The organism is Microcoleus sp. LAD1_D5, assembly GCF_036702115.1.
GTDB lineage: Bacteria > Cyanobacteriota > Cyanobacteriia > Cyanobacteriales > Microcoleaceae > Microcoleus.
In genome coordinates this window covers 1-23,395 of record NZ_JAUBSA010000084.1, presented here as the reverse complement: position 1 = coordinate 23,395, position 23,395 = coordinate 1, and the positions used below count along the sequence as shown (strand labels likewise).

The window sequence follows — 23,395 nt, the reverse complement described above, 5'->3', positions numbered from 1 at the left end:
TCTTACACGTTGTCAACGCCGAACGCGAGTCAAAGTCTTTTGAGGTAAGGGTTTTAGGCTTATTCAGCAAGCCCTAAATAATGAAAACTCTAATGCAAAGTCAAAATTGCTTAAGCCCTACCGTCGTCTGTCCGATATCGGGACAGAGTATGAAACCGTGGCTATTCATACCCGGTGATTGGCGCAGACCTCTAAACAATGAGTCATTTCAATTGTACTGGTGTGAAAAGTCACAACTTGGATGCATTCATCCTCTACCCGAACTCAACAAAATCGCCAGCTTCTACGACATCGATGAGTATTATACTCATCATATAGACTTTACAGGCTTCGTATCTGCCTCTTCTATTTCCTTCTTCGATAAATTGCGTACCCATCTAGCTTGGCGTTTCGATCGCGGAGTAGATGTCACCAGTAAATGGTGGAAGCAACAGTTCGGGACTGCTTCCTCCGAGATCTTAGAAATTGGTTGTGCCAATGGGCACCTGCTGCAAGAAATGCAAGCAGATGGTCACACAGTCTGGGGCGTAGAACCCGATCGACAAGCTTTGGTTTTGGCCCAGCAGCGAGGGCTGAATGTATTTTATGGTACTGCTGAATCTTTGCCCCCGGAAGTCAAGTCTCGACAGTACGACATAATTGTGATGAACCACGTACTCGAACATACCAGAGATCCTTTACTTGCACTCCGCAATGCCATGCAGTTGCTCGTGGATGGCGGCAAATTGGTGATGGAGGTACCAAATAACTCTTGTATTGGGCTGAAGTCATCAGGGATTGCATGGATGCATCTAGATGTACCAAGGCATTTGTATTTTTTCACACCGCAGAGCTTTCGTGCTATCTGTGAAAAAGTAGGATTTGAGATAATTTCTACCCAGTTTAATGGCTACTATCGCCAATTTGACAACACTTGGATCAATGATGAAAGAAAAATTTTCAGTGTGTTCGATTCAATGGCATCTCATCAGATAGTAAAGTCCAAAGAAAACAGTAAAGTCCAAGCTTGGAAGCTACTGCTGAAAACAATCTTTGCTGCTGATGAAAACAAGTACGATTCGATCCGGATTGTGGCACAAAAGCCATAGCAAGATCGAGGTAAGGGCAATAAACTTTTGGCTTGATTATCAAGTTTGGTTACACACTCACCATACTTTTGCGATTCCCTGTGCTCATCGCCCATGCCAGGAGTACAGTCAAACAAAATGCGACTATTGACCCAGGAATCCACCTGACTCGATCGAGACTGACGCACAAACTTTGTATGTAAGGTGTGCAGTCCGCAGCTTACCACATAGATAATGTAAAAATTGTTTTCTGGCATAATATCGTTTCCGGTGGCATCGGAATAATATATTTGGATCATGTCAGTGGGAGTTTAAGAGCTCGCTACCCAAATCGCGAGCTCTTAAACTCCCACTATAATTCGGATGCCACCGGATTTGATATAAATTTTCTTGAATATGCGATCGCAGTTGCACCTCAAACCGATTAGTTACGATGTGTTTGCTTTTTTTATTTTTTCTTGTGAACACCCATAATTCACAAGAAACTTTTAAATTTCAACCATATAATACTTCTTCTACAGGCGGCGTGGCGTCTGTGGGGTCGAAGTGTTTAATTTTCAAAGCTTGTAGCAAAAACAGCCAGATATAAAGCGGATTCAAAAAAACATACCGCTGCCAAAGGCGCCGAGGTTCCTTAATCATCCGAAACAGCCATTCCAAACCTATTTTAGATAAAAAGTCAGGAGATTTAGCCAAATTACCCGCATGAAAATCGTAAGCAGCACCTACAGCAATCAACGGCATTGATAAGTCGTCCCGGTATTCGTAAGCCCAGACTTCTTGTCGCGGACACCCCAAACCGACAAAAGTAATTGCTGCACCGCTGTTGCGAATTTGCTGTGCAATTTCTTGTTTCTCTTGGGGCGAAACTTGCCTAAATTTAGAAGGCTGAGTTCCAGCAATAATTAACTTGGGAAAACGCTGGCAGAGATTGTGAGATAAAGCTTCCAGTACAGAAGCTTGAGAGCCGTACAAATAGATAGGTAATCCTTCTTCTGCCGCACGTTCGCAGATTTGTAACATCGCATTCGGCCCGCAAACTCGATCGGGCAATCCCGTATGGTATAGCCAATTTAACGCCCACCTGACCGGCTGTCCGTCTGGCAATACTAAGTCAATGTGATTAATCCGATAACGATGAGTGCTGTCGAGAACCCCAGTCATTACCCCGTGAACGGCTAGAGCAGAAACTGACATTGGTTTTCTGGCGCTGGCTGCCGCAATAATTTTGCTAACAGCCGCTTCATAATTAACGGCATTTACTAATATGCCCAGTACATTCTTTTTCCCTTTATCAATCATGGAGCACCTCTTTAAGTCAACGCTCGCAGTTACACTCATAAATCTCCCCTAAGATTTGTTTAACTTTGTATTCTTCAATCGTTTACCGAAATTCCCAGCACATTCTTTTTGCCCCGCTCAATCATGGGAATCCTCTTTCAGCCAACGCTCGCGGTTACATTCATAAATCTCCTGTAAGATTTGTTTAACGTTATATTTCATTTTCCAGTTGGGGTAGTGACTGGAAAATTTGGAATTGTCGCTAATCCACCAAATGTGATCGCCAATGCGATTCCCTTCAGCATAAGTCCAATTAAATTTGCGTTCCGCAATTGCCTCGCACATCTGGATCGCTTCTAACATCGAACAATTGCTGTACCTGCCTCCTCCTGTATTATAAACTTGGGCGCTTCGGGGAGCTTTATAAAATTCATAAAATGCGGAAATTAAATCTGCGCTATGAATGTTATCGCGAACTTGCTTGCCTTTGTAGCCAAACACGGTGTAAGGAGTTCCCGTGACAGCACACTTCATCAAGTAGGCGAGGAAGCCGTGCAATTGAGCTCCCGAGTGATTTGGCCCCGTCAAACAGCCACCGCGAAAACAAGCGGTGTTCATATTAAAATATCGACCGTATTCTTGAACTAAAACGTCAGCAGCTACCTTAGAAGCACCAAACAAACTGTGCAGGCACTGGTCGATTGACATATCTTCCCGAATGCCACCTTCGTAAGTATGCCCGGGTTCAATTTCCCACCTGTGTTCTAATTCAATTAAAGGCAAACTGTTAGGCGTATCGCCGTATACTTTGTTTGTAGAAGTGAAAATAAAAACAGCTTTGGGACAGTACAGACGAGTTACTTCTAGAAGATTGAGAGTGCCGTTGGCATTGACGGTAAAGTCTATTTTCGGAGCACGGGAAGCCCAATCATGGCTGGGCTGGGCTGCTGTGTGAATTACTAATTCGATCGAGTCGCCGTACCGCTGAAAGATATTGGTAATCGCTTCATAGTCGCGAATGTCCACATCTAAGTGATAATACTTGGTACCCAAGGACTTTTCGAGCAGTTGCCGGTTCCAGTTTGTAGAACCATCAGCACCAAAAAAGAACTGGCGCATATTATTGTCGATGCCAACTATATCTAAGCCTTGTTTGGCAAAGAACTGACAGGCCTCAGAGCCAATTAAACCCGCCGAGCCAGTAATGATTGCAACGCCCACGTTTCACCGCCTGAAAAAATATAGTTTTCTTTGTTTTGCCCGATCGCACAAATCAGAAGTTATCCTGATTTTCCATCGAATACATCTTCGCACAATTGGGCAAAGAATAGACCTTTAACATCCCAATCATAGATTTCCCTGACGCGCGTTTGACCCGATCGACCCAAGCGATCTCGCAATTCACGATCTTGGGCTAAACACACTATAGCTTCTGCTAGACCTTGCACAGTGCGATCGGGGTCCGTAGCAGCCACTTTAATCCCCGTTTGCTCCGTCACTTGAGTAGCCGGTCCGCCCAAATCCAAGCAAATCGTCGGACGGCCAACGCCCATCATTTCCGTGCACACAAAACCGCCAGAGTCATGCAAACTCGGATGGAGGAGAACGTGAGACTCCCCCATTTTAGAAAGAGTTTCAGTGCGAGATAAAGTTCCCCAAAAAAATACTTTATGTGCCAGTCCCAATTCTGTGGCCAAAGCTTCCAAACGCTGCCTTTCCGGGCCGTCTCCGACAATCCAGTATTCCGATTGTTCCAGCTTCGCCTCCGCAAATGCACGGAGTCCTAAGTGCACCCCTTTCCAGTGTAAGAGACGACCGACACTGATGAATCTAATTGGTTGCTCCGGCGGGGTAGGAAATTTCTCTAGTTCTTGAATTTCCTGCTGCGATAAACCGACTTGCGAGAAAATCTTCACATTTTTTGCTTTGAGAAATCGCAGTCTGGCAGCGGTTTCTTCCGTAGTTGCTAAGGCCACGGCACTGCGGCGCGCCGTCAGGCCCACAAACGGATCGCGTTCTCCTACGCTTTGAGCCAATGCTCGGAGCGTTTCGTAAATTTTGCCCCGGCGACTAAAATCTTGCCAAAAAGGCTTTGGTGCTGCTTCTGCACCCCCCACCGGCCCCCAAATAAAAGGATGCGGCAACAGCGCCAGGAAACTGGGAGACCAATGTTTGACATAAGTTACGTGATGTACTACGTCAAAACCAATTTCGCGATCGAGCTTACGAGCGATAAAATAAGCCCAGATTTGCCACAAATAGTAGTGAAGTTGCAGCAATCCTTGTTTCCCCTTCCAATCTTCGCTCCACCCAAACGGATCAAAATAAACAAAGTGCAGATTTGGCACTGGGTTCCGCTCTAGTTCTGCTTCAATGTACGATCGACAAAACGTGCGAGTAAATACCCAGCTTTCGTGATGTTTAGCAGATTGGATAACAGTATTCCATCCTACTCCCTCTTCGGAGCCGAGATTCGGTTCGCAAGCAAACGCAGATAATAAAACTTTCATGGCTAAGTGGTAATTGCTAAGTGGTAATTGCTAATTTTTCCCTCTACCCTCTTCCATCCCTCCGTTAAATCATTTAAAAAATCCGTTGCCGAACTTGCTTCACCTATTCTCCGTCAAAAAAGATGTAACTTCGACGTAAGCTTTAGCTGCTGTTTCGGGCGTTTTTTGAGAAATTATCTGTCGTGACTGCTCTCCCATCGACTCAATCAAATCAGGATTATCTAGAAAAATTTGCATTTTATCCGCTAACTCTTTAGCACTGCTAGGATCGAAAATATAACCGTTCTCGCCTGACATAATTAACTCACAGGAAGCTGCACCATTTGAACACAACACTGGTTTCCCGAACACCATCGCTTCCGGTACAACCATACCCCAGACATCCTCAAAAGTAGGAAACACAAAAATATCAGCTTGCTGAAAATAAGCACCTAAATTTCCATATTCTACCCATCCCGCCCATGTTACTTGCTCTTCAAAATCGCACTCTTTAATAAATGCTTCCAGTTCTTCGCGCTGATCTCCTTTGCCAATAATCAACAGCGAATAATCCACATAACCTTGATTTTTAAGAAGAGCGCAAGCTTCTAAAAGCGTTTTAATTCCCTTTCTCGCCGTGATGCGCCCTACATACAGAAAAATCGGGCGTTTCAACTGCAAGTTTGGGGGCTGAGTCTGATCCAATCGTTTCAGCAAAGCTCCCGCATCAGGTACGAGATAGGTTCGGGTAAAAATTTTATCCTCCGCTACGTTTAGAACTTCCATCAGATATTTTTTCCCCGCATTGCTATTGGCAACAAAAGCATCGGCAAACCGCACAAGAATGCGGCGCACAAATGTCCTAAAACTGGAATCTCGAAAGTCTGTATTTGGGGAACTACCATCGTAAATAATGGCAATTTTCCACCTCAGTAGCGGTTTTAAAAACGCAACAATAACAGTCCACAAAGAGAAAGCTTGGGGAAAGACCACATGAGGTCTAAATTTTAGCAAATAGCCGATAATACTAGGCGATACTACAATGAATCCGCGATCGTATCCTGTTTCTATCTTTTCCGTCTCGACAAATTTAGTCTCCCCTACCAACTGAATTGCCGATGCTCCCGGCAGCGTAGGATCGAACCCAGACCAAACACGACCAGTATAAAATACAGTATTCTTAAAAATTTTTGTAAATTCCCTCAAAACAGGCTGCCAGTAAGCTCCCAGTTCCACTTCCGGGACAAGCCAAGCAATGCGGAGTTCATTTCTATCAACCATCCTATTCACCTTGAGTTTTGTTTTTAGTCAATCCCAGTTTACTCAACACTGAAAGCCAAACTAACCGGCGATAAGGTAACAGCCAATAAATTGGCCACAACCAGCCACCATGCCGCTGAGTAAATACTTTCCACTCTTGAGCCGGCTGCAGGGTAGTATCTTTGAATGATAAACCTTTCGGTTGGCTCATTTTATCCAATCCTTCACTTAAATTATCAGCAGCCGTTTTGGTCACCTGGGGGTTGAGAAAACAAGTGCCTAAATAGCCAGGAGCAATCCAAACTGTACATCCTTTCTGTCTGGCTCGTAAACCATAATCCCAATCGCCAATATAATGGACAAAAGCCGGATCAAGGTTGCCGACCATTTGCACAACACTGCGGGGAATTAATACGCAGTTGCCGTGCATAGTATCGCACATCTGAGGCTCTTTTGTTGGTTCTAGAATACCATATCGGAATGGGTGCAAAGGGTTATTTCGCACCACACCCCCGTATGTTGTTTGACCCGTTTCGGGGTCGCAGGTTGAACCGCCAATGATTACTTTTGTTTCTCCTTTTTCTGATAATTTTTGAGTGGTTTCTAGCAATACACTTACGGTTTCTGGATAAATAAGAGTGTCATCATTTAACCAGAAGTAGTAGTCGGGATCATCTTTCATTGCTTCGGTGAAAGACCCACGCATTCCCCCGTTCCAAAATAAGTTCCCATCGCCGGAAAAAATCTTGACTTGAGGATACATTTGACGAACTGCCTCGCTGGTTCCGTCCGTGCTGGCATCATCGACTAAATAGGCTAAAATATCAACATCTGCTGGAAGTGCCTGCTTAAAAAGAGCATCTAAGCAAGCTAAGGTTTTCTCTTTACGGTTGAAGCAAGTTAAAAGGGCGGCGATTTTAGTACGGTTCATTGTTCCCAAGTGTGCGACTTATAGCGATATGCAAGGTAAAATTTACCAAATAAAATCAGATTTTTATCTTGACTTTGAAGTTGACAGAACCTCGTTAAAAACAGACAAATAGCGATTTGCTTGTATCTCCAAGGTGAATTCTTTTTCCGCTTTCTGACGGGCGTGAATGCAGAGTTTTTGATGTCGCTCCGGGTTTTCTAGCACCCATGCAATACCTCGCGCTAAATCCTCACTGTCATAGGGTTGAGCTAAATAGCCATTGTGCTGGCGATCGACAATATCTTTTAATCCCGTCACATCAAAAGCCACCACAGGCGTGCCGCAAGCCAAAGCTTCCGATGCCGTCGGTGCTGGCATCATCTACTAAATAGGTGGTAAGGCTAGTATCGGCGGGGAGAGTCTGGTTGAACAAAGCCTCTAAACAAGCCAATGTCTTTTGTTTCCGGTTAAAGCAAGTTAGAAGGACTGCAATTCTAGTACCGTTCATAATTTCTAAATAGGTTTAGACTGCGATAATTGTCAAAAAATTTTGATTTTACCATCTTGAAGAACTGTTAAGTTTTTTGATTTCTGCGGGAGTAAGCTGCGTTTAATCTTCCTTAATATGATCTTAATGCTATCTACAAAAAGAGCCTTTCCGATTAAAACTTCCCTGAACAGGGGGTGAGTATTTAAAGCTTTCAAGCAACGTTGTTGATATTGGTCATACAAGGGACTGTAATAATCTTCGTGAGTGTTTGCTTTGTCTTTCTGCAGAACGACATTGTTGGCTGTTTCCAAATTTCTTAATGTCTCCGGCAGGTCAAAACTGTAGCCACTTACTAAGTCGTACCATTTCACGCCTTTTCGTGTTAACTGATAGCCTTGATCCATTTCCACAAATAAAGCCCAATTTGGCTTGCCCACATAAATCATTTTGTAGCTATCCAAAAGATTTTTCTCGTTGATTTGCAGCGCGTAGGATGCTCGGATAAAATAGTTGGCTCCACCCACGTAAAACCACTCTCTGCCATCTGTGTGGGAAAACAATGTCATCTTTAAGCGAGCTGCATAAATCATGGTAACTGTCGGATCTTCCTCATAGATTTTTTCGCATTCATCTAAATCTATGATCAGGTTGTCGGGAATTATATCGGCTTTAATTTGACCTCCTATTTTGGGGAATTCTACGGGATATCTGCTAGCAGGAGATGTCAAATCGAGATAATGTTCCTGAAACTGCCAGATATATTTAGGCGAGGAATCAAAGTAATTGTCTCTTAATAAACTTAAATAGTCTATTCTAGCGCCTTGGTCCACCCCCCAATTTCTTCTAATTATAAAATGAACTTGCTTGTTGAACTCCCAGCCTTTTTCTTGCACGAACTTAGCCACTTTCTCTTGCTCTTGTTTATGATTAGAAGAGCAGTCTAAGATATAAATTTTATCTTGCTCTGGATCGAAGTTCCTGATTTTATCAAAGTTGTCTAAAAACAGGGAAATTCGTTCGCAATTAAAAACTGCTAAATGAAAACGAGACATCTGTTTTCCTCATCTACATTAGTTCACAAAAATTATAACAGAGATAAGTAGACTTTTTTGGTTTTTTCTGCACAAGTCTCCCAAGAAAAAAGCTTGATTCTTTCTGTACTGAGTTGGACTAACTTTTCAGCTTTTTCTGTCGAGAACAAAATTTTCTGCAAAGCTTCAGCAATATTGTCAGGTTCATTGGGGTCAAATAATTCGGCGGCTTCTCCGACCACTTCAGGTATGGAGCTAGTATTACTGCAAGCAACGGGGCACTTAAGTGCCATTGCTTCTAACAGCGGCATCCCAAACCCTTCGTAAAGCGAAGGGTAAACAAAAAGCGCAGCATTTTGATATAAATTAGCCAAAAAATTGTCATCTCCTGAAACTTGAATAACTTTACCTTCTGGGAGTCCAAGGATACTAATTTGATTGAGCTCTTGAGGATCAAAGACACCGCCGCCAAAGCAGACGAGATGAAAGTTATTCCGCAATTGGCTGGCATGGGCATAAGCTTGCAAGAGAGTGTTAAAGTTTTTGTAACCCCCTCTTTCTCCTACGTACAAAATATAGGGATGAGGTAGGTTGGGAGCAACGGTATCGCTAGAATAGGTGTTTAAAGAGTAACCGTGATAGACTACAGATATTTTGCTCGGTTCTACATTTAAGATTTCTATTAAATCTTTTTTGGTATTTTCCGAAACACAAATAATCCCATCGGCTTGCTGCACAGCTTCTTTTTTTATCAAAGATGTTTTATCTTGGGCATTAAAGATATTTTTGCTCTTAAAAAACTGACTAAACTTTTCGTGGATCATGTCGTGGACTGTAATTACCACTTTCACTTGCGGATCGCTAATGCGTTTTCCTGAGCTGTAATAAGTTTGGTGCAGAATATTGTGAGGATATTTTTTGAGCCAAATTGCGGAAACTCCCTGGTTAAATTTGCCAACTAATTCGTTGATTCTTTTTTTATTGGTGTCAGGAATAGGAAAGCCGACAATTAAGTTTGATTTATTGTCGTCGGATTTATAGCTTTTTAAATACTCGTTGACATAAGCTATCGCTAAAATTTTAACCTCTATATTTTCCGATTGAGCGAGGTGAGTTGCCACCTCATATATATATCGGGAAATACCACCATATTTCTGCCAGCTAAAAACTTGATGATCGTAGATAACTCTTAACATATAAAACCTTAACCTTCAATAATTTGTTGACTAGATTCTAGACGGGCTTCACAAAATAGGGATTATATTCCTATATAAATTTGAACTCAAATTTATATAGGAACTAATGCTTTACAAATGGATAGGTATCGAGTCACCTGCAAACCTTGGTCCAGTGGATAAGAGGCGCGAGCAGGCCCCTTCAGTATTAGAACTATTGAGAGGTACTACATTCATCTCCCCTGCCTATCCTCTAGATTTATAGCTGAATTTACCTGTTTTGTTTCAAAAGTTTATTGACTTTTTTTTGCACCTTCCTTAATAACGGCGGATTGTAATCATATAGAGTGTTTTCGGTAAAATTATCGGCTTGCGTATCCCGAATTGCAAAGGTTGGGTGTTTCATGGGAAATGTCATAGCTTCTACAGGCATATTACTGTAAGGACTGTTAACATCCTTGGTGTTAGTTCCTCCTATACCATGTCCGATATTAGAAGCTAAATTAACATTCGCAAGAATATTCATACCATTTTGAATAAAGCTAGCAAATGTCCACTGAAAAGCCCAACTCTGTAATTTTTTTTCATAACAAAGCTGAAAAGTATTTGTCCAAACTTTGGCAGCATGAGAGTCTCCCAGTACATCTACCAAAAAATTACCATCGCGAATTTCTGGCCACAGATTCATATCTAAATCATAGTGCTGCCAAGCTCGCCTCCAACTCGCCCAGCTCCAGCAGTGATTATAGCGAGAAAAGTAGTAACTATAATCAGTTCTTTTTCGCCCAAACTGAACATTTTGACCAGAAATTGACAGAATTCGCTGGTCGTCTCGGTAACGCTCCAGCAATTCTTCAGCGAAGCGGAAAAAAGTAGGATGAGGGAGACAGTCATCCTCAAGAATAATTGCCTCTTCAACTTGATCAAACACCCAATTCATACCGCTAGAAACCCGCAGGCGACAACCGAGATTTACATCTGCGTAATTCTTCAAAACTTCGCAGTCCCAATCTACTTGGTCAATAATAGCTCTAGCGGCAGCACATTCTTGATCTTCTCCAGGCCTATCTGGACGTGGGCCGTCAGCAATTACTAGCAATTTGGGAGGTTTGGCCTGACGAATTGCCTCAAATACTTGAGCCGTTGTATCTGGACGTTTGAAAATGATAAAAGCGACGGGTGTTTGGATTTGGTAATTGAACATTTCTGCGACTCTACTTTTTCTAGTAGTCTTCAACATCTGAATTAACAAGCTCAGCAGTCATCTGCGATTTAAAATTAAACCACTTCTGGAGCATCACAGCCGCTATGTATGCTAGTGTATCATTGCTAGTCTGATAGGGCAAAAATCTATAGCGAAAACTAGCCATTCTCGGATCACGTTCTTGGTATAAAATATCTTGGGCAAAGTTCCCCCAACGCTCATCTATCAAATCAATTGTCATACCAGCATGAGCCGAAGGTAGCAACATATTAGAGCCGTGAAGACCAATTACTAAGCGGCTTTGTGAATAAACACGGCATATTTCCTTTTCAACTTTTTCATTAAAACTCTCCACTCTGTAATCTTCAATCCATTCCGGAAACTTAGTTTTTGTCCCCAAACCAGCTACTGCAAATTTTGCTTCTGGTACTTGCAACCGGATTTTCTGAAATAACTGCTGAATTTTTAAATTTTGCAATGGCAATGCCCTTTCTCGTTGATTTAGCTTTTTCATAATTCGGAACAGCAAACCGTTAACTAATAAACGATCTTCCCGCCAAATAAAAGTAATTCTTGTTTCTGGCTCCTCAAATTTGTGTTTGGGAACTCTAGTAAACCGCGTGATGTCAAACTGGCTAGGATGAGAATGGGCTTGGCTGACATAAATTTCATCAAAGCGTTTAGTTTCTTCCTCAACAAACTCGGCGAAGCTGGGATAGTAAGTTTGACCATTTTTTAAAGAAATAGGTACTGTCCAGACTTCTGCAACTTCATCAGGAACCATCCACCTTAGCAACTTAGGAACTATCACAACTAACCCGCAGTCCGAGTTGTATTCTAAGTGCCTTTGTGCATTTAGCAACTTCAGCAAGGAATGACCATAAAGATGATCGAGACAGTTTAAAATAATTACCCGCTTGCAGGGTTTAAAAATTTCTTTGCCAATCTCAAGTTTTTCGGGTTGAGGATTTTGGAGTGAATAGAGTAATGGTTGGCCTAGCCATTCTTTGATATTAGCAACTTTTGCAAAAACTTCACCTTTGATTGTATCAACTTGGACGGAGTTTGTGACTCCATGACCTACTCTCAACTCGTCGATTATTTCGCTGCCACATCCCGGGCACTTACAGTCCAGAACAATATGTATCCCTTGCCACAAAATTTTTTTTGCCTTGAGTTCCGTGTCGCAATAGGGGCAATTCGAGCGCTGTTCGATTTTAGGTTTAATTTGAATCACTTTACTAATCCTCTGATTCTACAAGCTGCCTTGTATAAGTTAAGGGAGCGCCATATGAAATTTCCGAATGGGCGCAATTCCTTAATCAAGAAATTGAGTAATATAATCACGTAAAAATAAGTTATAAGAGTAGCTGCCGTTGCTCCAAAAGCTCCATACTTAGGAATCATGAAAAAGTTCAACCCCACATTGAAAATAGATCCGACTACAGTCAAGTAAAGATTGTAGCGCAACTGACCTTCTATGTTCAAATATGTACTCCGTGCTACTCCAAAGTTACTGCCAAATTGCGCCCAAACATAGATTGCCAGTACCGCTGCTGACTTCGCATAGTTTTCACCGTAAAGCACATGCACTATCCAGGGAGAAAGTAATGATATTGGTATCGCAACTCCCAACCATAAAAATATCATAATATCCGAGTAAATTTGAAATTTATTTAGATATTCTTCATAATTTGTCTTTCTCAAATTCGCTAATTTGGGAAAAATAGAGCTGGATATGATCATTGGCAAGAAATCGCAGATTTCCGAAATTTTAACAGCTGCAGCATAATAGCCAAGTTCAGCATTTTGATTCATCGCACCGAGCATTATCTGATCGGTTTTTGAGTACGCATAAACTGCCAATCCCGACAAAATTATCGGCCAACTTTCCGATAACAGTTCCTTACACCTTTCCCAACTGAAGTGCCAATCCTTAATTTTATTCCCCGTAAGGTTATAAAAATATACATAAGCGATTCCTACCAATGCGACCTCTGTCAATCTAACCCAGGCGAAGGCAAGTAGGGGGGCTTTAATTGTTACTAACCCAATTCTGACAGCAGCAACTAAAAAACATACCGAATTTTTTGCCAGCACTGTATATTTGGACTGGATTTGGGACTGAAACCAAAAATTGATTGCTTCAAAAGCATTAAAGATCGTTCCCGCAGCGATGATACCTACCAGCCACCGAGTCAGACTGTCGTTGGGCTTGAGTAGCGCAATTACCGTGACACTTAACAACAAAGTGATGCAGCCACCAGTAAATTGCAATCCGAAGGCAGTTCCCAGGGTCTCATTTTTGCATTCTGGGTCGCGAGCGATATTCCTCACTACCAGAGTACCCAACCCCATCGCTGCCACCGAACTAAACAGCGACACAAAGGCGATCGCGTAGTTGAGCAATCCAAATTGTGTCGGACCAAGATAGCGAGCCACCCAAAGGCCTACAAACAGGCCTAAACCCATCTGCAAGATTTGGTCAGTGAACAGCCAAGCTATGTTGCTGAGTACCTGGCGCAGACTAGGGCCGAGCCTTTGAGTGACCGCAGTTAACTTATCTAGCATCAGAATATTTTAAATTTTTACAAAACACAAAGGCAGTTCTGGCAGGGTCGGCAATCTCGCAAAATTAGACTGGTTGGTCCTCTAACAACATATCACAACTTGACCCACGATCCACCTAATAAAGGTTACTTCAATGGACAGTGCGAGCTAAAGAACGCCTTTGAGGGTTACTGGTGCTACTGTTAGAACTATTGTTAGCATTATCTATCGCAAGTCGAACCGTCAACATTACGTAACTCAGCCAAGGATTTCCTATATCTAGGATATAACCTTCTGTGATGTTGCTTATAATAATTGACACTAGAAAACAAATAGGTATTCCCGCTTCTTCCAGGGTGCTACGACTCAAATACCGAACTGCGTAAGCTAAATTGAGCAGCAAGGAAGTCATCATTAAGATTAATCCCGGCCAACCGAAGGCTAACAAGATACCGATCCCGCCATTGTGAGGATTTTTAGGTTGAAATCCATTAGGAGTATAAATAAAATAAGCAGGAGTACCCGCTCCTAACTTATCTTGTTGAAAAAATCCATCGTATCCGTAGCCAAACCAGGGGCGCTGATTGACCGCAGCCATTAACTGCGGCCAGAATTCTGTCCGCCCAGTTAGAGTCAAGTCCTTGCCTAACCCACCTACAATAATATCCTCTAGGTTGTCTACTACAAAAACAGTCATAATTATGCTGACGACCAGGAAACATATAATCGCAGTAAAGGCCCACTGAAAACTTAATTTTTTTAAAAAATTTAGTGACGACACTGCAATTATTAATATGATAGTAATCACTAGAGCCGCGCTCGATTTATTAGCCCTTACTAGGTAAAATGAAAAGAACATCATTCCCAAAGCAATCCAGCGATCTTTCTGAGTTTTAGCTCCTTGAGAATAATGCAAATACCAAAATGCCGTACAGAGAGCTAAAACTCCCCCCAAAGAATTCTTAGATTGGGTTAAGCCAACAAAATCGCCTGCTCCAGGGGGTTTCATTACAAAACTTGCCAAACCGATTGCCGTGTATCCCCACCGCCAGAAACGAGATAAATCCTCCCATTTATATTGCGCTGCAATGTAAAAGCCGAAAGCAGTAAATCCTGAAAAAGCTAGGCCTGCTCTTAGCGTTTCTTCAGGAACTATAGACCATAATGTAGACAGTAATGGAAGTAATATATAAAGTAAAAAGAAAGGATTCATTATCAATATTCTGGCAAAAATATCTATGAAATTGCTCATAAAAACTTTAGTTCTTGAAATTAAAATTAATACTACCCAGGGGTAAAAAAAATAAGGTAGTAGTTTTAATATACCACCTTCTGGATCTTTCAAGTTAACAAAATGCAAGTAATTAAAAGGAGGTTGGGTCAGAAAGGGAGAGATAAAAATGTAAAGACCAGCAAAGCTTTTTTCTAAAGCCAAACCTATTTTTTTATAGCTAGCAAATTGAAATAATAGTATAGTTGCCATCGCGAGTATAGCAATTAGCATCAAAGTCAATGAAGAACTACCTAAAATCAGCTCTTTCAGCATATTTGGTAGAGACACTGGTTCAGTCATAATTGCTTTCCTTTATAACCAACAATATCAAATTATATAGATATAAAATATAGCCGTCAACCCGCAACCACGCTAACACAGAAATTAGGCATAAAGCAAAAGTACAGCATCGTTTTTTCGGTGATCGCTTAAAATAATGAGCTTTTTGCCCAGCACTAAAAAGGCTACACTTATATAAATCATAGTCAATAAAATTAGGTGGTGTATGGTTAACACCCATTTTCCAAGACAGATAGCCCCGTCGGTTGTGGGTGTTGTCTTGTTTGCTTCCACTGTCATCGCTGACGCCAGAAGCACCCTGGCCCAACTTCCCATCCCGCTAGGCGCAGAGCAAGCCCAGAATGTTGCGCCCGTTACGAGATCGCCGGAAAGCTATAAACTCGGCGGCGGCGATCGCATCCAAGTAGAAATACTCGAAGTACCCGAACTCAGCCGTGGCTACGAAGTCCTTTCCGACGGTTCAGTCAACCTGCCCCTGATCGGCTTGGTCTCCATCCGCGGCCGCACCTTAGTAGAAGCCACCAACATCATCCGCAACGCCTACCGCCGCGTCCTCAAAGACCCCATAGTCACAGTCAGCCTCGTGGCCGCCCGCCCCCTCAACGTCGGCGTCATCGGAGAAGTCACCAGGCCCGGAAACTTCACCATTACCCTAACTCCTGGCCCGGGAGCCACGCCGAGTGTCCAGTACCCCACCGTCACCCAAGCGATCAGACTCGCAGAAGGCGTCACGGGTGTCGCCGACATCCGCAACATCCGCGTCCGCCGTCCCCAACGAGACGGCCCCGATCAAGTGCTCAACGTCAACCTGTGGAAATTCTTGCAAGAAGGAGACATCTCTCAAGACATCATTTTGCAAGACAGAGACACAATCGTGATTCCCACAGTCGCCAACTTCAACCAAGCAGAAGCTCGTCAATTTGCGACGGCCAACTTTTCGCCACCCCCAGAAAAACCTCGATCGATCTCCATCGTTGGTCAAGTCACCCGCCCCGGGGCTTACGTCGTGATCGGCGGCAACACCACAAACGACCTCAGCCGCGAAGGTTTCCCCACCGTCATCCGGGCCATTCAGCTAGCTGGCGGCATCACCTCCGATGCCGACATCAGGCAAATCCAAGTGCGGCGCGTCACCAGAAGAGGCGAACAAATTATCCCAGTCAACCTGTGGCAGTTCCTAGAGTCCGGCGACGGCGCCCAAGATACCATCCTCCAGGAGGGAGACACGATCATCGTGCCCAAAGCTACGATCGTCAACCCGGCAGAAGCTGGTGTGCTCGCGAACACTAACTTTGCCCCCGTCGGCATTAACGTTTTTGTAGTAGGAGAACTCAGAACATCCCTCGATCCCTTGAGGCTCCCAGCTAATGCCACACTGAATCAAGCTTTAGTTTCCAGAGGATTTTTTGGCTACGAGAATACCAGAGCTAGAAGGGATAAAGTTGAGCTAGTCCGCCTCAATAACGACGGTACAGCTACTAAACGGACGATCGAAGTCAATTTAACTCAAGGAATTAACGAAGAAACCAATCCTCAACTTCGCAACAACGACATGATTATCGTATCTCGCAGGGGTCTAGTCAATTTTGTCGATCGCATGAACGCTGTAATCGGACCTGTCGGGCCAGCTACGGGAGTGTTAAATTTTATAAACGTTCTCCGATTTTTATTCAGGTAATAAAGTGGCGGGTGAGGTGGATAATTCCTGGCCAAGGCTAGAATAAACGAAACAATAAGATTACCCCGCCGCGACCTGGCCACTTCAAAAATATCAACCTCAAAAATATCAACCTCAAAAATACCCAGGCTGAATATGGATAGCAGACAAGATTACCAACCCTTCACACCCAAATCGAATGGCAAACTGCCGGAGTTATCTGCTCAGAACTACAGAGATCACTTCGTAGAGGACAGAGAAGAAGAAAAGCTAGACTTGTCCTGGCTCTTAGGCGTCGTGCGCCGTCGCTTCCTGGTCATGGCAGCAGCCACCATTGCTTTGAGCGCCCTGGCAGGAACAGCGATCATCGCCACTTCTAAAAGCATAACGATCGAGTATGAAGGCTCCTTTTCCCTGTTAGTAGAGCCAGCCACGGCTGAAGGTTTGCAATCCAAACAATTAAACAACACCCAAGCTGCGGACTTAGCCAGAATTAATATAGAAGGAATTAGCTTAGTAGACTACGAAACCCAAATTAGGATTTTGCGTAGCCCCAAAATGATGCAGCCCGTGATTGAGGAATTGCGGGCTTGGTATCCCAAAATGAACTATACGGAACTGATGTCAAAAATGTCGATCAGCCGCGTCAGCTACACGAAAGATGGCAAACAGCAAGGCACAAAAATTTTACAAGTTCGCTACAAAGATTCAGACCGGAAAAAAATTTACGGCGTATTGGACAAAATTTCTAAAGCTTATCTAGATTACAGCTTGCAGCAACGGCTGATGGGCATTAATCAAGGTATTAAATTTATAGATACGGAGATGCCCAAGCTCCGAGAAAGAGTGGAAGTTCTGCAACTGCAAGTCCAAAGACTGCGGCAGCAGAGCAACTTGTTTGAACCTCAGATAGAGGGAAAATCTCTGTCTGAACAAGTTCAAAGCATTCGGGGTAAGCAAGTAGAAATTAGAGTTCAGCTAAAAGGGATGCGAAACCTCTACCAAAGCTATGAAAAACTACTCAACGAAAATAATCCCCAGGGGCTGCTGATGACCCAAGGACAAGCTTACGGCGGACTCTTAGGTCAAATTCAGAGAATAGACTCGGAATTGTCCTTAAAATTAGCTCAATACAGAGAAGACAGTTTGCCAGTTTTATCGTTGCGAAAAAGTCGGGAAGAACTGATTTTAACCGCCACTCAACAAGCAAGAGAAGTGGTGATGGGAAATTTAGAGACCCAAATCAAAGAAGTTGAAGCGCGCGATCGCGAAATGACCGCTTCGCAAAATGCTCTCAACCAAAAAATTAGAAACTTTTCAGTTACAACCCGACAATACGACAATTTACAGCGGGAACTGCAAGTAGTTACTAAGAGTTTTTCGGACTTCCTGGCAAAACGAGAAGCTTTGCGGATTGATGCGGCTCAGGAGCAAATACCCTGGGTGCTGATAAATCCTCCGGAAATTCCGCTAGACAAATTCGGCAGCCCTATAACAGCTACCGTCAAACAAACCAAAAAACAGTTAGCGCTGGCAGTAATTTTAAGCAGTCTCCTGGGCATAGCAGTCGGCTTGCTGGTAGAGGTACTAAATACTGTATTCCACTCTCCAGAATCACTGAGAATCGCCACAAGATTGCCAATACTCGGGGTGATTCCGTTTACCAAGAAAGTCAAGCGCAGACCGCCAGCCAGACAGAGGAAACTAACATCGGCTCGATCGAACTCGAAAGTGGAAGTAGTCGAACCGGGCGAAGCTAGACATACTGGTCCGATGAGCGGGGAACCAAGTATTTTGAGCGACTTGGACTATCAATTTTTAGAAGCATTTCGATCGCTCTACACGAACATTCACTTGCTGAGTGCAGGCACGGCAATTCGATCGCTCTTAATCGGCTCAGCCGTAGCCGGAGACGGCAAATCTACAGTAGCTTTGTACCTGGCCGCCACAGCAGCAGCAGTCGGACAGCGAGTATTGTTAGTAGATGCAGACTTGCGCTGCCCGCAACTGCACGCTAAGTTAGGACTGCCAAACGTGCGTGGCCTGGGCGATGCCATCTCCACAGATCTCAGCCTCAACGACGCGATTCAACGAGCCCCGAACCAAGAAAATTTGTTCGTACTCACCGCAGGCCAAATTCCCCCCGATCCGATCAAGCTTCTTTCTTCCAAAAAAATGCATTATCTGATGGAGCAATTCCAAGCATTTTTTGACTTAGTAATTTATGACACCCCGCCACTAGCAGGCTTGGCCGACACCCACTTGATCGCAGCTCACACAGACGCTACGATTATGGTCGTCCAAATTGGGCAAACAGACCGATCGCAAGTTCGCAAAGTTTTAGAAGAATTAAAAATTTCTGGAGCTTCCGTCTTGGGAATCGTGGCTAACGGCTGCAAAAACACCGATCACAGCTACCGCCAGCGCCCGGTCGTTTTAGACACGCTCTACGACCAAAAACTATCGGCTTTAGGTACGAAAAATCCTAATTAGACAAATGTTGATGCAGGCGGCCGAGCGCCGCCGTCCTCAACGGGAAACGCACAACCAAGCTATACCCTCATTTTTGGATAATAGTACCATTTGAGAAAGAAAATGATAGACTAACGGACATAGCCTCGTGTGTCAACCGAGATTGCGCGGATCTTTAAATTTTGCGGTAATTACTCAGAAAATGATTGAGAAATCAGCAAAAGTGGGTAAACTACATTTAGCAGAGCGCAATCTCAATCAGGAAAAGACACCTTTGAAGGTGAACGTTAGTGTAAACGTTAATGTGAACGTTTCAACCCAGAAACTTGGTAGGGATTATTCTATGAGTACAGTTATGGTTGTTGATGATAGCGTCACTCTGCGGGAGATGATCGCCGACTTGCTCAAAGGTAGAGGACTCAACGTCACAGTAGCGAGTGATGGCGTAGAAGCTCTAGAGCAAATCAAGGCTAACCGCCCAGATTTAGTCGTTCTGGATATCGTGATGCCCCGGATGAACGGCTACGAAGTCTGTCGTCGGCTCAAAAGCGACCCTAAAACCCAAAATTTGCCGGTGGTAATGTGTTCGAGCAAAAGCGAAGAGTTCGATCGCTACTGGGGAATGAAACAGGGAGCCGACGCTTACATCGCCAAGCCATTTCACCCTCAGGAACTGGTCGGCACTATTAAGCAACTGCTGCGAGGTTGAGGTAGAGGAATAGGGACAGGAAAAAAATTGTCTTGAGCGCTGATTATTTCTGCTCCCGCAGCCTCTCTAAACTACTCGATTGACAATAGTCCAAACATCCCCGTCCGATCGCACGTAGGGAACAGTAATACTCTTAAAACCAGTAATAAAAGGCTTGTAATAAACCTGCCAGTAGCTGGGACTAATTTGGTCGGCGATGGCTTTGAGTCCCTTCACTTCCGCCGCCAGTTCCGCCGCCAGTTCATTAATCCGTTCCGCGTGTCCGTGAGCAAGCACTCTTCCTTCTTCAACTTGCTCCTCCATCGGAGTGATTCTTTGCAACTTTACCGACTGCTGCTGTTTCTGACTCAGTTGAGCAGACAGAGCCGTGATCGCATCATCAATCCCCTTGACTTCTGCCGACACTTGTGCTGTTTCCCTCGCGTGACGCCGATAAGCATCGGCGATCGCTTGGGGCGAATCACCTGCTGGGACAACATCGGCAATACTAAGCTGCTGGCGTTCCAGGCGCAATTCCTCAATTTGAGAGTAAATTGCCTCTATATCTGTCTGAAGTTTGTCCACCTAATTATTACCGCGTGGTTGTTGGATATTTTAGAATATTAACACAAACCCATCACCTAATCGGCCTAGAAATTGCATATTTTAGGCGAGCTAGAACCAAGGCCCCACAAGAAGAATTTGAATAGTTTGAAAAATACAAACTTTTATGTTTCTCAGTTGAGCGATTGCCGTCGATATCGAGTCCGGTTAATCAGCGCGTGTCCGGTAAAATCAGCATTATAGATGGTAGTGAGGAATGCAAGTCCGAGCGCGTTTTATGAGGATTAAAGTCGTCACTACAAACACAATTCCCAATTCCCATTACCAATTATCAATGATTAATTGAATTTTTTAACTAACAGCCGGTTCGTCCCAGGCGTGTATTTAGAGGGGGGATGTATCGGAGCGCTGGCGCGGAGTACCCCGAATAAATCACCGCCCTTGATGAAAGGCGCGTCGGTCGGAGGTTGGCGAGCCCGACAATTATACTTCGGGAGCATCCTGATTTTCAATGTACTTTCTAAGCGTTGAAACAGTAAGCTGTTGTGCCTTTAAATAGGGTATACTAAAAATTTAGTTTAGTCAATTAATACAAAAATGCCAGCCAAAAACCATCTCAATCCCCAACAAATAGAGAAACTACAAAAAGCCTTAAGAGAGGAAGAGAAGGGAAACATTAGAGAAAGAATTCTGATTTTATTATTGCTCAATGACGGCAAAACGCAATCTAAAATCGCTGATTTTTTAGGTTGCTCAGTTGCTCAGTCAAAAAAGTATCTTATTGGTGTGTAAAGGGAGACCCATACAATCTAGAAAGTCTAATAGATGAGAGGATGAAAGGGAATTACAAAAAAGCCACAGATAAATACAGCACTTTGCTTAACAATTAGGTACAATATAGCAATCCTAAATGATTTTCTATATCTAGAGCAATCCTAAATGCTTTTCTGTGTGTAAGTATATAGCGTTTCTCAGATAAATGAGGTATACAGAAACCCTGTATTGTCAAGCTTTCCAGGTCAAAATTCGTACCTCACCTGTTTGAGAAAGGCTATATTGACGTATTTTGGGGAAATCAAATTTATGTTCGTTAGTAAAAAACTCAAATAAAAATTTGACAATCTTAAAAGACCTACATAAATACCAATACTTTCTTAAAAAGTTTTTAGCTTGTAACCAAATATCTTCAACGGGATTCTGTTGGGGAGCATTGGGAGCAAATAAAATACAAGTAATTGACCAATTATCAGGTTCTTTGTCACCATTTAGTTCTAATAAAAAGTCTCTAAATTCTCCATACTTATGATAACTAGCTCCATCCCAAATCAAGATAATCTTGCGATTTTTATATTTATTTTGTAAGTTTTTATAAATTTAACTGTTGATTTTCCATCACCAGAGGGATGGCTCTGAATATGGAATTATTTGCTTTGATAATTGAGGGCGCCAAAATAAGTTTGTCTATCTTTTTCATTGGTAATGGGGACTTCAATTCTGATTTTTGATTGACCCCAAACATAACCAGTTAAATCACCATGAAGTAGATGACTGGAGTTTAGACTAACAAGGGAAAGAAAAGGGAGCCTGTGATTGCCACAGGTTCCCTAAAGGCAGAAAATTGAGAATTAGCAAAAAACCTCAAATCTGCCTACGATGAATTGTGAAGCCTTGAGAGAATTCCGTCAACAAGCCTATAAAATGCTAGGGCCAGCCAAAGATGCCACGTTTGAGCTGATGGATGCAGTGATGACCACGCCAAGAGCCAATTGTTTAACAGAGATGGCACTCAACCCATTGTTCCGAAGACAATGGTCAAGCGTGTCCGAAGCCTTACAGGACTCTCAGCCAGACCGAGAGCAATTAATGAAACTGTATCTTCAGCAGATGTCAGGAGTAGAGAGACCAATTTTAGCAGTAGACTCGCGCAAGCGTGGGCGAGACCAGATGCACCAACCTTGAGGGAGCGTACCTATGAACATCAAGCCACTGCAATTCATGGCAATAAACCGATAGCAATCGGCTTGGGCTACACCACAATTGCCTGGATACCCGAAGCGCAAGGGAGTTGGGCTTTACCCTTAAGACACGAACGAATCACCAGTTGGGATACACCCATCAGTAAAGCGGCATGGCAGTTAGAACAAGTGATAGCAGGGTTGCCACAACGACCATTAGTATTATTTGACCGGGAATATGGCTGTGCCAGTTTAGTTTTGCAGACTGCCCATCTCAAAGCCGACAAGTTAATCCGGCTGCGTTCTAATCGCTGTTTATACTCTGCCCCACCAGCTTATTCTGGTCGAGGGCGCCCCCGTAGTCACGGGAAGAAATTTCAGATCAATGACCCCCAAACTTGGTGGGCTGCTGAGGAGATGGTAGAATTAGATGACCCAAAGCTAGGACAATTACAAATCAGAAGGTGGGATAACTTACACTTTCGTTCTAGTGATCAACATCCGATGACATTGATCTTGGTAGAGCGAAAAGCTCTCGGTAGTAATTGTCGTCAGGTTAAACCTTTATGGTTAGCATGGATAGGTGAAGGTGAGAATTCTTGTTCTCTCGAAGTAGTCTGGATGGACTATTTGCGCCGCTTTGCCATTGAGCATTGGTATCGTTTAGCCAAGCAAACATTACATTGGACTCTACCTCATCTCAGCACCCCAGAACAATGTGACCGTTGGAGCGATTTGATGCCTCTGTTAACTTGGCAGTTGTGGTTGGCTCAAGATTTAGTTCGAGACTATCACTTGCCTTGGCAAAAACCTCTGACTAATTTGACTCCTGGACGGGTGGCTCAATCCCTTTTCCCACTTTTGGTTAAGATTGGCACTCCTGCTCAAGCACCAAAACCACGGGGAAAATCCCCTGGTTGGCCGAGTGGTCAATCCCGAATAGGGCGCATTCGCTAAGCTGTTGTACCTTTAAATAGGGTATAATAAAAATTAAGTTTAGTCAATTTTTACAAAAATGCCAGCCAAAAA

The 23,395-nt window shown here is 43.4% G+C and carries 20 protein-coding genes and 2 pseudogenes; 7 read left to right on the top strand and 15 right to left on the bottom strand.

What is annotated here, in order from left to right; all coding sequences use genetic code 11:
* Positions 1 to 149: 149 nt before the first annotated feature.
* A complete protein-coding gene (locus tag QUA70_RS24550; RefSeq protein WP_333350489.1) occupies positions 150 to 1,088 on the top strand; it encodes a class I SAM-dependent methyltransferase in 939 nt (312 codons plus the stop codon).
* A 474-nt stretch (positions 1,089 to 1,562) separates the two neighbouring features.
* Here QUA70_RS24550 and QUA70_RS24545 read toward each other — a convergent pair whose 3' ends face one another.
* The 13 genes and pseudogenes from QUA70_RS24545 to QUA70_RS24485 all read right to left on the bottom strand — a co-directional run bounded on the left by QUA70_RS24545 (position 1,563) and on the right by QUA70_RS24485 (position 15,030).
* Positions 1,563 to 2,369 carry a WecB/TagA/CpsF family glycosyltransferase gene (locus tag QUA70_RS24545; protein WP_333350487.1) on the bottom strand — a complete coding sequence of 269 codons (807 nt, stop codon included), beginning with the start codon at positions 2,367 to 2,369 and terminating at the stop codon, positions 1,563 to 1,565.
* Positions 2,370 to 2,486: 117 nt separating this feature from the next.
* On the bottom strand, positions 2,487 to 3,569 hold the full coding sequence (locus QUA70_RS24540; RefSeq protein WP_333350485.1) for an NAD-dependent epimerase/dehydratase family protein: 1,083 nt from the start codon (positions 3,567 to 3,569) through the stop codon (positions 2,487 to 2,489).
* Between the two features lie 59 nt (positions 3,570 to 3,628).
* Entirely contained in the window at positions 3,629 to 4,858 is a 1,230-nt protein-coding gene (locus tag QUA70_RS24535; protein WP_333334227.1) for a glycosyltransferase, read from the bottom strand.
* Positions 4,859 to 4,957: 99 nt separating this feature from the next.
* The gene (locus tag QUA70_RS24530) at positions 4,958 to 6,118 is read right to left on the bottom strand and encodes a glycosyltransferase family 4 protein (protein WP_333350483.1); all 1,161 of its coding nucleotides are present in this window, start codon (positions 6,116 to 6,118) and stop codon (positions 4,958 to 4,960) included.
* A 1-nt stretch (position 6,119) separates the two neighbouring features.
* Positions 6,120 to 7,028, bottom strand: coding sequence for a glycosyltransferase family 2 protein (locus tag QUA70_RS24525; RefSeq protein ID WP_333350481.1), 909 nt, complete (start codon positions 7,026 to 7,028; stop codon positions 6,120 to 6,122).
* Positions 7,029 to 7,091: 63 nt separating this feature from the next.
* Positions 7,092 to 7,373, bottom strand: a pseudogene (locus QUA70_RS24520) (glycosyltransferase); the annotation flags it as partial.
* Positions 7,327 to 7,515, bottom strand: coding sequence for a hypothetical protein (locus QUA70_RS24515; RefSeq protein ID WP_333410708.1), 189 nt, complete (start codon positions 7,513 to 7,515; stop codon positions 7,327 to 7,329). The gene QUA70_RS24515 and the pseudogene QUA70_RS24520, both read right to left, overlap by 47 nt.
* A gap of 32 nt (positions 7,516 to 7,547) precedes the next feature.
* A complete protein-coding gene (locus QUA70_RS24510) occupies positions 7,548 to 8,549 on the bottom strand; it encodes a hypothetical protein (protein ID WP_333334221.1) in 1,002 nt (333 codons plus the stop codon).
* Positions 8,550 to 8,581: 32 nt separating this feature from the next.
* The gene (locus tag QUA70_RS24505) at positions 8,582 to 9,724 is read right to left on the bottom strand and encodes a glycosyltransferase family 1 protein (RefSeq protein WP_333350479.1); all 1,143 of its coding nucleotides are present in this window, start codon (positions 9,722 to 9,724) and stop codon (positions 8,582 to 8,584) included.
* 250 nt (positions 9,725 to 9,974) lie between these two features.
* On the bottom strand, positions 9,975 to 10,907 hold the full coding sequence (locus QUA70_RS24500; protein WP_333334217.1) for a glycosyltransferase family 2 protein: 933 nt from the start codon (positions 10,905 to 10,907) through the stop codon (positions 9,975 to 9,977).
* A 19-nt stretch (positions 10,908 to 10,926) separates the two neighbouring features.
* Positions 10,927 to 12,144 carry a hypothetical protein gene (locus QUA70_RS24495; protein WP_333350477.1) on the bottom strand — a complete coding sequence of 406 codons (1,218 nt, stop codon included), beginning with the start codon at positions 12,142 to 12,144 and terminating at the stop codon, positions 10,927 to 10,929.
* The gene (locus tag QUA70_RS24490; protein WP_333350475.1) at positions 12,141 to 13,478 is read right to left on the bottom strand and encodes a flippase; all 1,338 of its coding nucleotides are present in this window, start codon (positions 13,476 to 13,478) and stop codon (positions 12,141 to 12,143) included. Before QUA70_RS24490 ends, QUA70_RS24495 begins: the two co-directional genes overlap by 4 nt.
* Before the next feature lie 130 nt (positions 13,479 to 13,608).
* Positions 13,609 to 15,030: an O-antigen ligase family protein gene (locus QUA70_RS24485; protein WP_333350472.1), complete on the bottom strand. Its 1,422-nt coding sequence runs from the start codon at positions 15,028 to 15,030 to the stop codon at positions 13,609 to 13,611.
* A 205-nt stretch (positions 15,031 to 15,235) separates the two neighbouring features.
* Here QUA70_RS24485 and QUA70_RS24480 point away from each other — a divergent pair, with 205 nt between their 5' ends.
* The 3 genes from QUA70_RS24480 (at position 15,236) to QUA70_RS24470 (ending at position 19,868) form a co-directional block, all read left to right on the top strand.
* Complete coding sequence (locus tag QUA70_RS24480; protein ID WP_333334209.1) at positions 15,236 to 16,708, top strand: polysaccharide biosynthesis/export family protein; 1,473 nt, start codon at positions 15,236 to 15,238, stop codon at positions 16,706 to 16,708.
* Between the two features lie 135 nt (positions 16,709 to 16,843).
* A complete protein-coding gene (locus tag QUA70_RS24475) occupies positions 16,844 to 19,180 on the top strand; it encodes a polysaccharide biosynthesis tyrosine autokinase (RefSeq protein WP_333350470.1) in 2,337 nt (778 codons plus the stop codon).
* A 322-nt stretch (positions 19,181 to 19,502) separates the two neighbouring features.
* Positions 19,503 to 19,868, top strand: coding sequence for a response regulator transcription factor (locus QUA70_RS24470; RefSeq protein ID WP_039886668.1), 366 nt, complete (start codon positions 19,503 to 19,505; stop codon positions 19,866 to 19,868).
* 66 nt (positions 19,869 to 19,934) lie between these two features.
* Here QUA70_RS24470 and QUA70_RS24465 read toward each other — a convergent pair whose 3' ends face one another.
* Positions 19,935 to 20,432, bottom strand: a complete 498-nt coding sequence (locus QUA70_RS24465) for a hypothetical protein (RefSeq protein ID WP_333350468.1) — start codon at positions 20,430 to 20,432, stop codon at positions 19,935 to 19,937.
* A 576-nt stretch (positions 20,433 to 21,008) separates the two neighbouring features.
* Here QUA70_RS24465 and QUA70_RS24460 point away from each other — a divergent pair.
* A pseudogene (locus tag QUA70_RS24460) lies at positions 21,009 to 21,292 on the top strand (IS630 family transposase); the annotation flags it as partial.
* 124 nt (positions 21,293 to 21,416) lie between these two features.
* On the opposite strand, the gene QUA70_RS24455 reads toward QUA70_RS24460, so the two are convergent.
* The gene (locus tag QUA70_RS24455) at positions 21,417 to 21,740 is read right to left on the bottom strand and encodes a hypothetical protein (protein ID WP_333334205.1); all 324 of its coding nucleotides are present in this window, start codon (positions 21,738 to 21,740) and stop codon (positions 21,417 to 21,419) included.
* 324 nt (positions 21,741 to 22,064) lie between these two features.
* On the opposite strand from QUA70_RS24455, the gene QUA70_RS24450 reads away from it, so the two are divergent.
* Together QUA70_RS24450 and QUA70_RS24445 are read left to right on the top strand one after the other, a co-directional pair.
* Positions 22,065 to 22,370, top strand: coding sequence for a hypothetical protein (locus QUA70_RS24450; protein ID WP_333334204.1), 306 nt, complete (start codon positions 22,065 to 22,067; stop codon positions 22,368 to 22,370).
* Positions 22,367 to 23,323 carry a transposase gene (locus QUA70_RS24445; protein ID WP_333334202.1) on the top strand — a complete coding sequence of 319 codons (957 nt, stop codon included), beginning with the start codon at positions 22,367 to 22,369 and terminating at the stop codon, positions 23,321 to 23,323. The genes QUA70_RS24450 and QUA70_RS24445 overlap by 4 nt, the downstream gene beginning before the upstream one ends.
* Positions 23,324 to 23,395 lie beyond the last annotated feature (72 nt).